The following is a 13,452-nucleotide window of genomic DNA, read 5'->3' as shown; positions in this document are numbered from 1 at the left end:
CAAACAGCCTTTAATAAAAAAGGCTAATATTATTTTTTTCCCATTTTTTCAAATATTTATTCTGTTTTTTAGTATGTTGATTAATTTTAGAAAATGTTTCACAATAAAAAAGAATATTAACTAATTTAAAGAATAAAAGAGTTCGATTGTGCGTATTTTTTTTGAAAATTAAATCATAAAATTTATAATATTCTAAAAAAGATACATAATTGTTAATAAATATCATAACGGGGATTTTATTATGAAAAACGTAGGGATAAACGGATACGGGACTATTGGAAAAAGAGTAGCAGATGCAGTCGCCTGCCAGGACGACATGCAGATCGTGGGAGTAACAAAAAGAACTCCAAACTTCGAAGCCCAGATGGCAGTGGAGAAGGGATTCCCACTCTACATCAGTGCACCGGAGCGAGAAGACTTATTCATAGATGCAGGAATAAAAGTAACTGGCACCATTGATGATCTTTACGATAAAGTGGATGTTATGGTAGACTGCACACCCGGAGGAATTGGTGCTAAAAACAAAGAAGTCTATGCTGAAAAAGGGATTAAAGGAATATTCCAGGGCGGGGAAAAACACGAACAAATCGGGAAGTCTTTCAACTCATTTGCCAACTATAAAGATAACTGGGGTGCAGACTACGTAAGGGTGGTCAGCTGCAACACCACAGGACTCTGCCGTACCTTAAAACCAATAGATGATCTTTGTGGTATTAAAAAGGTTAGGGCAGTCATGGTCCGCCGGGGAGCTGACCCTGGACAGATTAAATCTGGCCCTATAAACGCCATTGTCCCCAATCCACCCACGGTACCCAGTCACCACGGCCCTGATGTGCAGACTGTGATGTACGACCTGGACATTACCACCATGGCCCTCTTAGTACCAACCACACTCATGCACCAGCACAACCTCATGGTGGAACTGGAAAACACACCCTCACTGGATGATGTCATCGACACCCTGGAAGCAACCCCCAGAGTTCTCTTAGTGGAAGCAAATAAAGGACTGGGTTCAACTGCAGAAATAATGGAATGCGCACGAGACTTAGGCAGACCTAGAAGCGATCTAAATGAAATAGCAGTTTGGAAAGAATCCCTGAACGTTAAAGATGGTGAACTGTTCTACATGCAGGCCATACACCAGGAATCTGATGTTGTTCCGGAAAACGTGGACTGTATCCGTGCCATGCTGGAAATGGAAGAAGATCCAGCTAAATCCATTGAGAAAACCAATAAAAATATGGGAATAATGTGATAAACCCATTATTACCTTCTTTATTTCTCTTTTTAATCGTTAATGCAAATTTATTATTTTTTATCAGTTTTGTTTCTAAATTCACTTTATCTATCAGTTTATCCATAAACAAAACAAGATATCAATATCAAAATTTGTTCAATTTATGTATTAAACTGCAGTGAATTTGAATAAAAATGAAATACGACCTCCACACCCACACAAAATACTCTTCTGACGGAGTTTTAGAGCCTGAGAATATAGTTAAGGCTGCTAAAAAAAAAGGTCTCTCTGGAATTGCCATCACTGACCATGACACTATTAGGGGATATTTAAAGGTAAAAAAATATGAAACTCAGGATTTCAAGGTTATATGTGGATCGGAAATAAGTACAGAAAGAGGGGAAGTTATCGGCCTATTCATCTCCAGTGAAATTAAATCCACCACGTTCCAGGAAGTGGTTGAGGAAGTCAAAGAACAGGATGGGATAGTTGTTCTTCCCCATCCCTTTGATGATGTGAGGAGAACTGGTATTTATCCTGAAAAAGGAGATATCAAGTTAATAGATTGTGTGGAGACCTTCAACTCCCGTTGTTTACGTCAGAAATACAATGATAAAGCCGCTCAATTTGCCGGGGAAAATGGTCTAAGCATGGCTGCAGGTAGCGACGCACATTTCGCACGGGAAGTTGGAAAAGCGGGTATTATCACCCCACAGGATAATATTAGAGATGCTCTTATCAAGGGAGATCTAAATGTTTTTGGAGAAAAAACTTCCATAGTAAACCTGGTACTGACCAAAATGGTTAAAACATGGCGAACCTCTGGTTGGGGTAAATGAAATAGATAATTAAATTATAAATTATAATGGGATCAAATAATTTAATTCTTCATAAGAGTAAAAAAAATAAATTGTTGATTTACATTCATATCAATAATATTCAGTATCAATAAAATACATTTATGGGAGTTTGAATGCAGGAAAAGATTAAATCTTTAATTACTAAGGACAACTCCAGGGGTGATATGGTCGTATCACTGTTATTAATCCTTTTAGTACTCATTACTCGCCTACCCTTCACCAGTAAATTCCTTTATGAATGGGACTCTGTAAACTTTGCCCTTGCACTGGATAAATATGATATACTTCTGCACCAACCACAACCACCAGGATACATTCTCTTCGTGGGACTGGGAAAAGTCTTAAATCAGATCATCCACGATGCCAATACCACCCTAATATTCATGAGCATACTGTTCAGTGCCCTAACTGTTATTTTATTATATTATCTGGGTAAACAGTTATTCTCAAGAAACATTGCAATAACCGGGGCGATTCTACTCATATTCAGCCCCATATTTTGGTTTTACGGGGAAATCGCAACCATATACCCTAGTGAAGCATTTTTAGCTATTTTAATAGCCTACACATCGTACCAGGCATTTAAAGGTAGAAAGATATTTTTCTATCTTTCCTCACTTGCCCTGGGCCTGGCCGGCGGATTCCGTCAGGATCTCATCCCTTTCATGTTCCCATTATGGTTGTTTTGCCTGTTTTACCCTGAACGGGACTACAAACAGATGATGAAAAGGATGATCACTGCTTTTGGGGTTCTGGCTGCATCCATCCTTCTCTGGCTTGTGCCAAGCATTATCCTGACAGGAGGCCTGGAAAGTTACCTTAGCGCTGGAGGGCATTTTTCAGCCTCTTTCAAAACCAGTTCAGTGATATTCGGAGCCTTACCATCCAATCATCTGCTGATGGATGGAATGCTGGCTTCATGGCTGATGATAGGACTGGGGTTTATAGGTGGAATCCTGATATTGCTGTTTGTCTTTACCAGAAGGAAAACAATTTTAAACAGCAAAATACTTAAAAATCCGAAATTCATTTTCATGAGCCTGTGGATACTGCCTTCATTCCTTTTTCTAGTTTTCATACCATTATCCAAACCAGGTTACACTCTAACATTCCTTCCAGCACTTACTTTAATCCTGGGATACGTATTCATAAATTTTTCCAGAGACATCGGCCTTAAATTTAATATTTCATCAAAATCCGTCTGCAGTGCCATACTAATAATATACATAGTATTGAACAGTTTCTATTTCCTTTATCCTTACAATTTAAATGAAGAAAGCACATGGGAAACCCAGATAAGCAACATGAACTCCACAGAAAAGATTATTTTAGGAGTGGACATGTTTTTCATGTATAACAATGAAAAAATTGTGATTAACGACCGGAACATGGATTGGCATCTGGAAATCATTGGGAACTTATCCAATTTGAACCCCAATAACACGCAGATTATTATACGGGATATCATCCGGGAGGATCAGGGCTTCAGTTGGAGAAAAGCCATGTACCAGCTTCCAGAATACGATGTTTACTATCTTTTTGATTCTGATAACTCCCAGCTTAAAAGTAACAAACTGAATAATCAGGTTTCCTATTCCTATGGGAAAAACCATACCTCCACCAGTTCCCAGTCCAGTGTACTGGAAATCCCCATAAACTCATCCACCGAAAAGATAGTGTGGATAATGGATGACAGATCCCAATTTTTCCAGGAATTACAATCCCAAATAGAAATTAAAACTATCCAATTGCCTAATGGTTTGAATGTTTACTATTCAGATGTTAAAGATAAAAAAATAGATCTAAACACGGGTGGATTCATATTCAAAACCAGCACCTCCTAAATTGGAAGAGAATAGGCCTACGAAACTAGACCTACAAGACTAGACCTATATAAATAGCCCCATATTTTTTTATCTTCATTCATTATATATTCTGAAGAATCATTCATTAACCCTGGAGAAAATATATGAGAACCAAAAGAGAGAATGGAATGTGAAATAGTTTTAAGTAAAAAATTGGATTAACAATTAGATATTCAAGATAGGCTAATTTCAACTAAATATTAACCTATACCTGGTGAATTTATATGAAATGTCAGGATTACTCCCTTAATCGCCAAACAGAAAGAGAAAACCTCAATCTTAATCCCCTTCAACGTGGAGGGGTGCTTCCCCCCGAATCACGCCAAGCTTTATACGAATTTTCCGATGGATACAGTGTCTGTGATTACTGTGCCGGTCGTCTGGATCAGATATCAAAACCATCCATAAACAGTTTTCTGGAGGATATGGCCAGTTTTATTGGTGCCGATCATGCACGGACTGTTCATGGTGCAAGGGAAGGTAAATTTGCAGTTATGCACGCTCTTTGCCGACCCGGTGATACCGTATTGATGGACGGTAATGCCCATTACACCAGTCACCTGGCAGCAGAACGTAACGGACTTAACATTGTGGAAGTTCCCAGCAGCGATGATCCTGAATATCGTATTGATGCGGAAGGATATCAGGAAACCCTTGATGAAGTCAATGACATGGGGGAAGATGTTAGTCTGGTTCTTTTAACCCATGTGGATGGAGATTACGGTAATGTGACTGATGCCAGGGCTATTGGTAAAATAGCCCATGACGCAGGTATCCCATTCCTCTTAAACTGTGCCTACTCCATGGGAAGAATGCCCATAGACGCCAAGAAGTGGAATGTGGATTTTGTGGTGGGAAGTGGCCATAAAAGCATGGCCGCCTCAGGACCCATAGGTATCCTGGGAGTTCAGGAGGAATGGGCAGATCTGGTCTTAAAAAGATCAAACCGGCATCAGGTGAAGGAACTGGAGATGATGGGATGCACCAGCCGTGGAGCCCCCATCGCAACTTTAATGGCATCTTTACCCCACATAATTGACCGGGTTAACCAATGGGACGTTGAAGTGGAAAAAACCCGTTATTTCGTTTCTGAAATGGAAAAAATAAGTGGAGTACGACAGATTGGTGTGCGTCCCACAGAACATGATCTGGTGCGGTTTGAAACCCCATTTTTCCATAGTATTGCCAGTAAACATCCGCGTAAAGGTTTTTATCTCTATGAGGAGCTTAAAAAGAGGAATATTGTGGGAATCAAAAGGGGACAGACCCAGTGGTTCAAATGCAGTACCTACGGTTACAGTCAGGAACAGGTGCACTACATAGCAAATTCTTTTGGCGAAATTGCTGCCAAATACCGGGAAATAGCCGATTAAACCATTAAATACCCTTAATTCATATGCCTGTCTTTAAAATAATGTGATTAACATCAAAAAGTTCAAGTAAATGGGAATATTTGAAATAATGGTAAAATTTAGTACATATTTCCAGTTGAAATTTCTGTAAAAATGTTATCAGTTAGTTAGAGGAGGTAATAATAATGGCTAAAAAGGATAAACCATCAAAAGCACTGGTTTTAAGTGGAGGCGGAATCACAGGGACAGCATGGGAATTAGGTGTCCTTTTCGGACTTGAAGAAAGTGGAGTTGATGTAACCCACGCGGAGCTTATTGTAGGAACATCTGCGGGTTCCAGTGTAGGGGCTCAGATCACCAGTGGCCTCAGCCTGGAAGAACTTTACAACCTCCAGTTGAAACCAGTGAATGAAACCGTGGAAAAACAGGTGGATTTTGAAGGGCATAAATTCCGCCAGATGATGGCTGCAGCCATTATGAGCTCCCCGGATTCACAAACAGCAAGGGCACTTATTGGAGAAGCAGCACTTGCCGCACCAACCATGGAAGAGGATGAGAGATTGAAAATAATGGCATCACGTTTGCCAGTTCATGAATGGAATCAGGAGAGAAAACTGATAATCAATGCAGTTGATGCTGAGACTGGTGAATGGGTTAAATTTGACCAGGACTCAAATGTTCCGCTTTTACTTGCTGTATCTGCCAGTTCAGCTGTTCCAGGTGTCTATCCACCCACCACAATCAATGGCCGCAGATATATTGATGGGGGTATGAGTTCCGGGACCAATGCCGATGTTGCCCGTGGTTATGATCAGGTCTTTATAATTGTTGCCGAACCCAACATGATTGCACCGGCAATGGGTCCCACCATGCACCGTATCACCTTTGAAGAGGAACTTGCCCAGCTAGAAACATCCGGTTCCCAAGTTATGGTCATCACCCCTGATGAAGAGTCACTGCAAGCTAAAGGACCTAACCCACTTGATGCCAATTTCCGTGGTGTATCTGCTCAAGCAGGACGCAAGCAGGGTCAAAAAATAGCCGGGGAAGTTAAACTTTTCTGGGAAATTTCCTAAAGTTTAACCAACTTAGGGGTCATTTACTGGCGTGAATCTTATAATAATATTATAATCCACCCATACAGGATAAAAAAGAAATTTTTTTAGTTATTTTTTTATATTATTATTTTTATTGAATATAAAGGGTTTTTCTTGAATATAATGGTTCGACGACTAATAATTACTCAAGAATAATAATTACTCAATTTTTTACTCGATTTCAAACTGTTTACTCGATTTTCAAACTGGCCACATATTCATATCCGTGGGGCGAGTTTTCATCAGCAGTTTCATCAAAAATAATCTGGCTTGTTTTCCCGAAATGCTCTGATGCTAGCTTCAGATGGTAAATTACAATACCCATATCAATCATGATATATTTTTTTAACATAATAGCCCTAAAAATGTTTGGTTTAACTACATAAGCATGAATTACATGATTATTGCCTTTAAAAAACCAGGGCTGGCTGTTAGTTGCAGAGGGTGCTAGACGAGCCGCTTCCAACAATGCCCCCACAGATCCTTTATTTCTAATATCCGTTATTTGGGGGAGAGGTTTTCGCTTGAATTCTAAAGTACTGGTTCGGTGTAATGGTATGTTTGCCTTTCCAAATGCCATTAAAATGACGAATTCAAGATTTGAACTTTCCAAAACATTTTTCTTCGTTTTGGGGATTCCCTGCCAGCAACTGCCCAAGCCATTGGCAGAAAAGAATATGTCCATCTGCTGAAGCATGAACCCCACGTTGGTCTTATAACCCTCTTTATTTTCTGAGAAAACTGCAATATAGTGGGGTGCCTTTTTCATCATTCGTGGATTAACATCATTTTGGGATATGATCTTAAAATCTACTTTAATATCAGCATACAATGGTTCTAAATTGTTAATCTCTTCGATAATATTTTCAAGAACACCATCCTCCAAGGGGGTAAGATCATAATTTCTAATGGATTTTCTCTTGAATATTTGGGGGTAAAGATCAGCCATTGCCATATTTTATATCTCCAAAATTTATATCTTCAAAGATTTATCCCTAAATGAAGGATTGAAAGGCTTAAAAAAAAAATTAAAATATTTACATTTGGTGTATATTTTATCTTGATTTATATTTGTCATCAAATCTACGCCATGATTTAGCAATGTATGGCTCGCATTTATCTAATTCTGTTAAAAGACACATCTTTATGGTTTCACTTTTAATTTCCTTCTCCTCATCGATCTTTTTATTGATATTAGTGAATACTTGGTTTATAATATCCTTTTTCTCATCCAGACTGTATCCTGCATCTATAGTTGCTTTTTGGATTGAACCTTTAATTTTATTGGGATTAAACGATTCAATTGTGCCTTTCTTTTTTATCACTTTGGTCAACTACAACACCCCTATTTCGTTAAAATATCTGTAATTTATTCAGTTAATATTGTTTGATTAAATTGTTAATATTAATAGTGTTAATATTATTTTAGTCTGTATTTTTTAATAATTTTGGGATACTGATAATATATTTCACATTCTTTGTTTATACTTTAATTCTTCAAATAGAATTTTAACTTCGGTCCCATCTTTCCCAGTTATCATCATTGTTCCATCCAACTGGTTTACAAGATTCGATACAAGTTGCAAGCCCAGGCTTTTTGTACTTTCAATTTTTCGCACTTCAGGTATTCCCACACCATTATCATCTATTTTCAGGGTGAACAAATCACCTTCTTTTTTAAGATTAATCTGGATCCACGCTCCTTCCTTTCCCTCAGGGAAGGCATGTTTTAGTGAGTTGGTTACGAGCTCGTTAATGATTAATCCTAATGGTATTGCTGTATCAATTCCCATTTTAATGTTATCAACAGTTATTTGCGGTTCAATAGTTCCTTTTTTCACATCATATAAATAGAATAAATCAGAGACGAAACTTTCGATGTAATCTTTGATGTTTATATGGGTCATGTCTGGTGATTGGTAGAGTTTCTCATGAATCATTGCCATGGACTTAACTCTACTCTGACTGACCATTAAAATGTCCTTAGAACTTTCATCAACATAATTGGACTGGAGATTAAACAAACTGGTTATAATCTGCAGGTTATTGTTAACTCGATGATGAATTTCTCGCAGTAGCACATTTTTTTCTTCTAAAGATGATTTTAATTTCTCTTCAGCTTTCTTACGATCGGTTATATCACGAGAAACTGCTAAACATACTTCTTTCCCCTCGTAATCAATGAGGTGGCTGTTCACCTCAACTTGTATTTCTTTTCCATCTTTGGCCACTTGCACAATCTCATAGGTATTGTGTCCTTTTTCAAGAAGTTTCGCAGCGTTTTCTGGGATTTCATGCATTCTATCATGGGAAACTATGTCTGAAGGACTCATATTCAGTAACTCTTCCTTTTCATATCCCAGCCTCTTGCTGGCCACTTCATTAATTTCCAAGAATTTTCCAGGAAATCCATCTGCATCCACCCTATTTACCGAGATCATATCATTTGCTTTGTTGAATATTTCCCTGAACTTCTTTTCACTTTCTGTTAGATCTTCTTCAGAACGTTTAATGGAAACTAAATTTCTGTACACCAGGAAATATATTAAAATAGAAGTACCAATAACGAATAAACTTCCCTTGAAGATGGCTATGGTTGTAAATAGTTGATTGTTGGCCATATTCATGACCAGGATTTGATCAGAAGCAACAATCCAGATTATGCTAACAATGAAATAAATTAGGGATATCCTAAAGGCATTAAAACGTGGTTTAATTTGATTTTGGGATTTTTTCATGTTCCCCCCAGTAAATATAAGTTTTAATACTAATTATAATTTTTCTTAAGATCAAAGCAATTCTAAACTTAAGATGTTGGTACACCTAATCCGTTAAGAGTTAATTGTCATTGATCAGTATAATATCTGGATAAGGCTGAATTTGATGTAAAATAAATTCAGGTAATCATGTAAAATGGATTTTAGAATGTAAATTTATCATGAAATGATTTTAGACTATGAGATCCAATAAAAAATAATAATAAAAAAAAGAATCAAATCAATGATGCCACCGCAAGTACGGGTAACATGGTCATTAAAGTCAAGTGCGGGGCGTATGCCGGTGCAGTTTGAAAGTTATACTTTAATGTGGTCCATGTCTGGGTAAAAGCGGTTATGGTAGTCAGAATCTGTAGCAAGACAGCACCGTAGAGCATGTAATAATTTCCACTGATGATATTTATTATTGTAGCCACCAGAGCCAAGATCATTACCACGAAATGGGGTGCCAGTCGCATTCCATGCATCCGGAATGTTATAAATCCACTTACAAGTCCACTTGCCAGTATGGCTAGAATAATTACGGGATAGGTAACCTGCATTTTTTTCACCTTTAAAAATTTCAATTCATCAAATTAGTAAAATCTCGAATAATATCTTCATTCATTTCATCTTGAAAGTATATCTTTGAACAAAGCGTCAGATTAATTTTCTATAATTTAAAAGTTAACCACAGCGTAGGTGGGATCTGAAAGCAATGTAACGTAAGTTGATGCTCCTGCCAGTTTACAACCATCTTCCAGGTCTTTCTGTTTGATTCCCCTGAAATTAGCACTTAACTCACACACGTAGATGGTTGCACCACCATCAACTGCTTCCCTCATCACATAGTCCAATCGGTCAAAGGCAGGATGTTTTACGGTAGCTGCGTTGCCTTTACGGGCCATGCTTACTCCATCCATAAGTAAGAATATGCTGACCTTTTTACCCATGCTCAAAGCGGCTTTGGCAAATATGAAGGTGGCATAAGCACGTTCCGCATTGCCAATTCCGTTACTTTGAACCACCAGTACTTTATCACGGTTAACTGAACTTTTAGTCTCTTTTGAGTCTTTTTTGTCCACTTTTTCTATTACGAGGTAATGGTTTTCGCCATCAGTACCCTGATCCAACACTTTTCCACCCATTTCAGGCATGGCTATGGCTATGTCTTCAATGGTTTCCAGGTTGTTGTTTTTTATTTTAACCCGGTCTCCGTTCTCCATAGAACCCAGTTTGTCACTGGCAATGATGATTGGTCCGGGACATGTTTGGCCTGTAACATCCAGTTCTTCCATTTCCCTAGAATTTCTGACCATCCTTACTACTACTTCCTCTTTTTTGTTTTCCACTTCTATTCCAAGCCCGTACTTGGTAGCAATATTTTCCAGACCTTCTTCTGAACCCGGGCTGAGTGTTATTATAATTCCACTTGTAGAATCCTGTTTTAAGATGTTTTCTACCAGTATTGCTGCGTTTGGGGCTTTTATTCCCAGGGCTTTGATTGTTTTCATGCTTTTACACCCATTAATAAGTTTAATGCTCTCGTTAATTCCAATATTGATGATTTTAAGATTTATGGAGATGTTATGTTCATCCCCATTTTTCCTGGAAGGTTTTTAGAGCTCCTATTATGTCTTTGAGGTTTTTTGGGGGGATTCCAATAATCACTTCTTCCTCGCTGACACCAGCGTATCCTCGTGATCCATTACATCCCAGTGTCATGTTGGGCACTCCGCGCTCTTTGACTGCAACCACAGCATCAGCACATAGTGATTGTATTCCAGAGTAGTCATTGGATATTCGACCCCCTTTGGCGTTAAGATATGCTTGACTGACTCGTAATGCCTGTTTTGGGTTGAGTATCAGTACCACAACATCTGGTTCAAAGTTTGCTGTTTCCAGTGGCGCGTACAATGAAGCGTAGTATTCTTCGCTTGATTTAGGTATGGCTTCAACTGTATCCAGAGCCCCCTCCGGTGTTTTGAAGTTTCCTAATTTGTGGTACATAGTGCCGTCAGCAACACTGGGAGGTAACTGACCAATTCCCATAACTCCAGCTCCTCCTTTGCACATGTGTTCTAGAGCTGTGGCATATCCTGTATCACCTTTGAGTCGGGCGTTCTGGATGAATTCACAGTGTCTTTTGGTTTCAGGAATCTTTTCATAACCTTCGGGAATATCATCCTGAGTTTTAACCATTTTAACAGCTACTGGGCTTCCTTTAAGTCCCAGTAATTGAATCAGTTCTTTTGTTTCAGTTTCATAGTACATTTTTTTATCTCCAAAACTATACTTTATAGTATAACTATAAGGTATAGTATAACTTACATTATATAAACCTTCCGAATGAGAACACAGACTAGAGGACAAAATGAAAATATTGTAAACCCAAAATCATGCCTAAAACAACAACAATACTTACCAATCACTACGAAATAAAAATAATCTTCATTAGAGTCATCCAACCAAAAATAGAAAAATTAACACATTTACAAAGGAATAATAGACCATAATAACCTTTTAAGATATGAGTAATACGTTATTTTTGAATAATTTATAAACTTATATATTAACTGATCATTATACTATATAGTATAAAAAGGAGGGGAGAAAAAAATCATGACTGAACATGGTAAAAACCTAACCGATACCGAAAGATTGATCATATCCTACATCAGTTCCCATCCTCCAGAGGAGTGCATGCTGGATAAGATAACCCGGGGCACCAGCAGGAGCCGGGCCACAGTGTTAAAGTATCTGGAAATCCTGAATGCTAAAGGAATTATCAACTACCGTTTTGTTGGTAGGAGCAAATTATGGAGTTTGAGTGAATTTCCTAATACAGCTATTAGCACGGAACCCATAATAAGACCAGAAGATACCGATGGAAGCATCGATGCACTCGCGAGTGTTGCATCTCAGCTGCATAACTTGATCTATAAAGAATCAGGTCTTAAAAGATCTATTGACAATCCTGACACTTTAGTGTTTACCTTAAACAATTATCAGGACATCATAGCAACCAATGACACCTTTGAGACTTTTTTTAAGGGAAAAAATAACCTGCGAGAACTGGTTAATCCACAGGAAATGATTATAATGGATGAGGCCATTAGCTCCTTGAAGGCAGGTCATACCTCCACTATTGAAATCGATTTTATGGAAAAATCAAAGGTATATAGACCATACAAAATTTCCATGCACCCCATAATAGGGGAAAATAAGGAAATTACTGGAACTACAATCATTGGAGATGATCTTTCCCAATCAAAACGCACCAAACGCGAATTAGAAATTCTCTTATCCGTTGCTCGTTCCACCAGTTCCAGAGAAAGCGGCGAACAAACCCTTAAAGAAGTGGTTCATGGCATTAACAGCCTAATTCCCAATAAATACTGTGGAATATTCCTTAAAAATGGGGGGAAACTGCATCTCCAGTACCATATTCCCGCACTTAAAAACAGCACCCAGATACTGGTGGATCTGGAAGGATTCATAACGAAGAGTATGGATTCTTTGGAGACCTTATCTGCAGCAAATGGTGATTTTCACTTTGAAACCATTCAATCTCACCTAAAAAATAGTTCGTTATCCATGATGCTCTCCGTTCCAATTATCAGTGCAGATCATGCCATTGGTGCCCTAGTACTGTTAACCCAGTCCGAATCCGTGAATTCAGTTAATATTGAGAATGTGGAGATGGTTGCAGATGAATTGTCCGGGTTTTTCAAGATAAAAAGGTTGACCCATGAAAAAAATGAATACATTAACACTCTGGTGGCCATGAATAATGTTTCATCCGTACTTAACTCCACTTCAGTGGAGGATGAGATTTTGGGAAAATCAGTGACCAGCACCATAGATGCCCTAGGTTTTGAAATGGGCTGCATTTATCTTACTGATGATAAGGAGGAACTGGCTTTAAAGGTCCATAAGAACTTACCTGAAAACCTGAGAAACATGTGCATAGCCGGGATTTTCAAGGATCTTTTCAGGAAAACACTGGAAAATCAAAGTTTAGTCTACATTACCTCAGAATCTGCCGATTATGACCTGATAGATCCAGCCATAAAAAAGAACGGGTTAGAAACTCTCCTCATACTTCCCATAAAAAGTGGGGAAAAGATAATCGGACTTCTTAATATGGGAAGTAGAAATGTGAAGACCTATAATCAAACCAGCCTTGAAAATCTTAGCTCCATTGGATTACAGCTTGGTTTGGCTCTTGAAAGGTCAAGGTTGGCCATACAACTTAAACAGAGGAATGACTGATTTAAATGGT

Annotated in this window: 12 protein-coding genes; 6 read left to right on the top strand and 6 right to left on the bottom strand. The window is 38.3% G+C overall.

What is annotated here, in order from left to right; all coding sequences use genetic code 11:
* The first annotated feature begins 241 nt into the window (after positions 1-241).
* The 5 genes from HY987_RS01725 to HY987_RS01705 all read left to right on the top strand — a co-directional run bounded on the left by HY987_RS01725 (position 242) and on the right by HY987_RS01705 (position 6,390).
* Positions 242-1,255, top strand: a complete 1,014-nt coding sequence (locus HY987_RS01725; RefSeq protein WP_292754931.1) for a phosphorylating glyceraldehyde-3-phosphate dehydrogenase — start codon at positions 242-244, stop codon at positions 1,253-1,255.
* A 176-nt stretch (positions 1,256-1,431) separates the two neighbouring features.
* On the top strand, positions 1,432-2,076 hold the full coding sequence (locus tag HY987_RS01720; protein WP_292754928.1) for a PHP domain-containing protein: 645 nt from the start codon (positions 1,432-1,434) through the stop codon (positions 2,074-2,076).
* 134 nt (positions 2,077-2,210) lie between these two features.
* Entirely contained in the window at positions 2,211-3,941 is a 1,731-nt protein-coding gene (locus HY987_RS01715) for a glycosyltransferase family 39 protein (RefSeq protein WP_292754925.1), read from the top strand.
* A 245-nt stretch (positions 3,942-4,186) separates the two neighbouring features.
* On the top strand, positions 4,187-5,335 hold the full coding sequence (gene pscS / locus HY987_RS01710) for an O-phospho-L-seryl-tRNA:Cys-tRNA synthase (RefSeq protein WP_292754923.1): 1,149 nt from the start codon (positions 4,187-4,189) through the stop codon (positions 5,333-5,335).
* Between the two features lie 164 nt (positions 5,336-5,499).
* Positions 5,500-6,390: a patatin-like phospholipase family protein gene (locus HY987_RS01705; RefSeq protein WP_292754921.1), complete on the top strand. Its 891-nt coding sequence runs from the start codon at positions 5,500-5,502 to the stop codon at positions 6,388-6,390.
* Between the two features lie 211 nt (positions 6,391-6,601).
* Here HY987_RS01705 and HY987_RS01700 read toward each other — a convergent pair whose 3' ends face one another.
* The 6 genes from HY987_RS01700 to HY987_RS01675 form a co-directional block, all read right to left on the bottom strand.
* Positions 6,602-7,366, bottom strand: coding sequence for a nitroreductase family protein (locus tag HY987_RS01700; RefSeq protein ID WP_292754918.1), 765 nt, complete (start codon positions 7,364-7,366; stop codon positions 6,602-6,604).
* A gap of 100 nt (positions 7,367-7,466) precedes the next feature.
* Positions 7,467-7,736, bottom strand: a complete 270-nt coding sequence (locus HY987_RS01695) for an ATP cone domain-containing protein (protein ID WP_292755751.1) — start codon at positions 7,734-7,736, stop codon at positions 7,467-7,469.
* A gap of 144 nt (positions 7,737-7,880) precedes the next feature.
* Positions 7,881-9,149 (bottom strand): histidine kinase dimerization/phosphoacceptor domain -containing protein, encoded by a 1,269-nt coding sequence (locus tag HY987_RS01690; protein WP_292754915.1) that lies wholly within the window; start codon positions 9,147-9,149, stop codon positions 7,881-7,883.
* Positions 9,150-9,403: 254 nt separating this feature from the next.
* Positions 9,404-9,730: a DUF5400 domain-containing protein gene (locus HY987_RS01685; RefSeq protein ID WP_292754913.1), complete on the bottom strand. Its 327-nt coding sequence runs from the start codon at positions 9,728-9,730 to the stop codon at positions 9,404-9,406.
* 117 nt (positions 9,731-9,847) lie between these two features.
* Positions 9,848-10,681: a DsrE family protein gene (locus HY987_RS01680; protein ID WP_292754910.1), complete on the bottom strand. Its 834-nt coding sequence runs from the start codon at positions 10,679-10,681 to the stop codon at positions 9,848-9,850.
* Between the two features lie 79 nt (positions 10,682-10,760).
* The gene (locus tag HY987_RS01675; protein ID WP_292754907.1) at positions 10,761-11,441 is read right to left on the bottom strand and encodes a DUF169 domain-containing protein; all 681 of its coding nucleotides are present in this window, start codon (positions 11,439-11,441) and stop codon (positions 10,761-10,763) included.
* A gap of 348 nt (positions 11,442-11,789) precedes the next feature.
* Here HY987_RS01675 and HY987_RS01670 point away from each other — a divergent pair, with 348 nt between their 5' ends.
* The gene (locus HY987_RS01670) at positions 11,790-13,442 is read left to right on the top strand and encodes a GAF domain-containing protein (protein WP_292754903.1); all 1,653 of its coding nucleotides are present in this window, start codon (positions 11,790-11,792) and stop codon (positions 13,440-13,442) included.
* The last annotated feature ends 10 nt before the right edge of the window (positions 13,443-13,452 follow it).

The sequence above is a fragment of the Methanobacterium sp. genome (genome assembly GCF_016217785.1).
In the GTDB taxonomy this organism is placed as follows: domain Archaea; phylum Methanobacteriota; class Methanobacteria; order Methanobacteriales; family Methanobacteriaceae; genus Methanobacterium.
The sequence above is the reverse complement of the archived record's forward strand: the minus strand, read 5'-3'. Positions and strand labels throughout refer to the sequence as shown.

What these genes read in the sequence shown, in the direction of transcription:
- HY987_RS01725 (WP_292754931.1), top strand. Translation starts at nt 242, where the DNA reads ATGAAAAACGTAGGGATAAACGGATACGGGACTATTGGAAAAAGAGTA.
- HY987_RS01670 (WP_292754903.1), top strand. Translation starts at nt 11,790, where the DNA reads ATGACTGAACATGGTAAAAACCTAACCGATACCGAAAGATTGATCATA.
- HY987_RS01720 (WP_292754928.1), top strand. Translation starts at nt 1,432, where the DNA reads ATGAAATACGACCTCCACACCCACACAAAATACTCTTCTGACGGAGTT.
- HY987_RS01675 (WP_292754907.1), bottom strand. Translation starts at nt 11,441, where the DNA reads ATGTACTATGAAACTGAAACAAAAGAACTGATTCAATTACTGGGACTT.
- HY987_RS01680 (WP_292754910.1), bottom strand. Translation starts at nt 10,681, where the DNA reads ATGAAAACAATCAAAGCCCTGGGAATAAAAGCCCCAAACGCAGCAATA.
- HY987_RS01685 (WP_292754913.1), bottom strand. Translation starts at nt 9,730, where the DNA reads ATGCAGGTTACCTATCCCGTAATTATTCTAGCCATACTGGCAAGTGGA.
- HY987_RS01700 (WP_292754918.1), bottom strand. Translation starts at nt 7,366, where the DNA reads ATGGCAATGGCTGATCTTTACCCCCAAATATTCAAGAGAAAATCCATT.
- HY987_RS01690 (WP_292754915.1), bottom strand. Translation starts at nt 9,149, where the DNA reads ATGAAAAAATCCCAAAATCAAATTAAACCACGTTTTAATGCCTTTAGG.
- HY987_RS01715 (WP_292754925.1), top strand. Translation starts at nt 2,211, where the DNA reads ATGCAGGAAAAGATTAAATCTTTAATTACTAAGGACAACTCCAGGGGT.
- pscS (WP_292754923.1), top strand. Translation starts at nt 4,187, where the DNA reads ATGAAATGTCAGGATTACTCCCTTAATCGCCAAACAGAAAGAGAAAAC.
- HY987_RS01705 (WP_292754921.1), top strand. Translation starts at nt 5,500, where the DNA reads ATGGCTAAAAAGGATAAACCATCAAAAGCACTGGTTTTAAGTGGAGGC.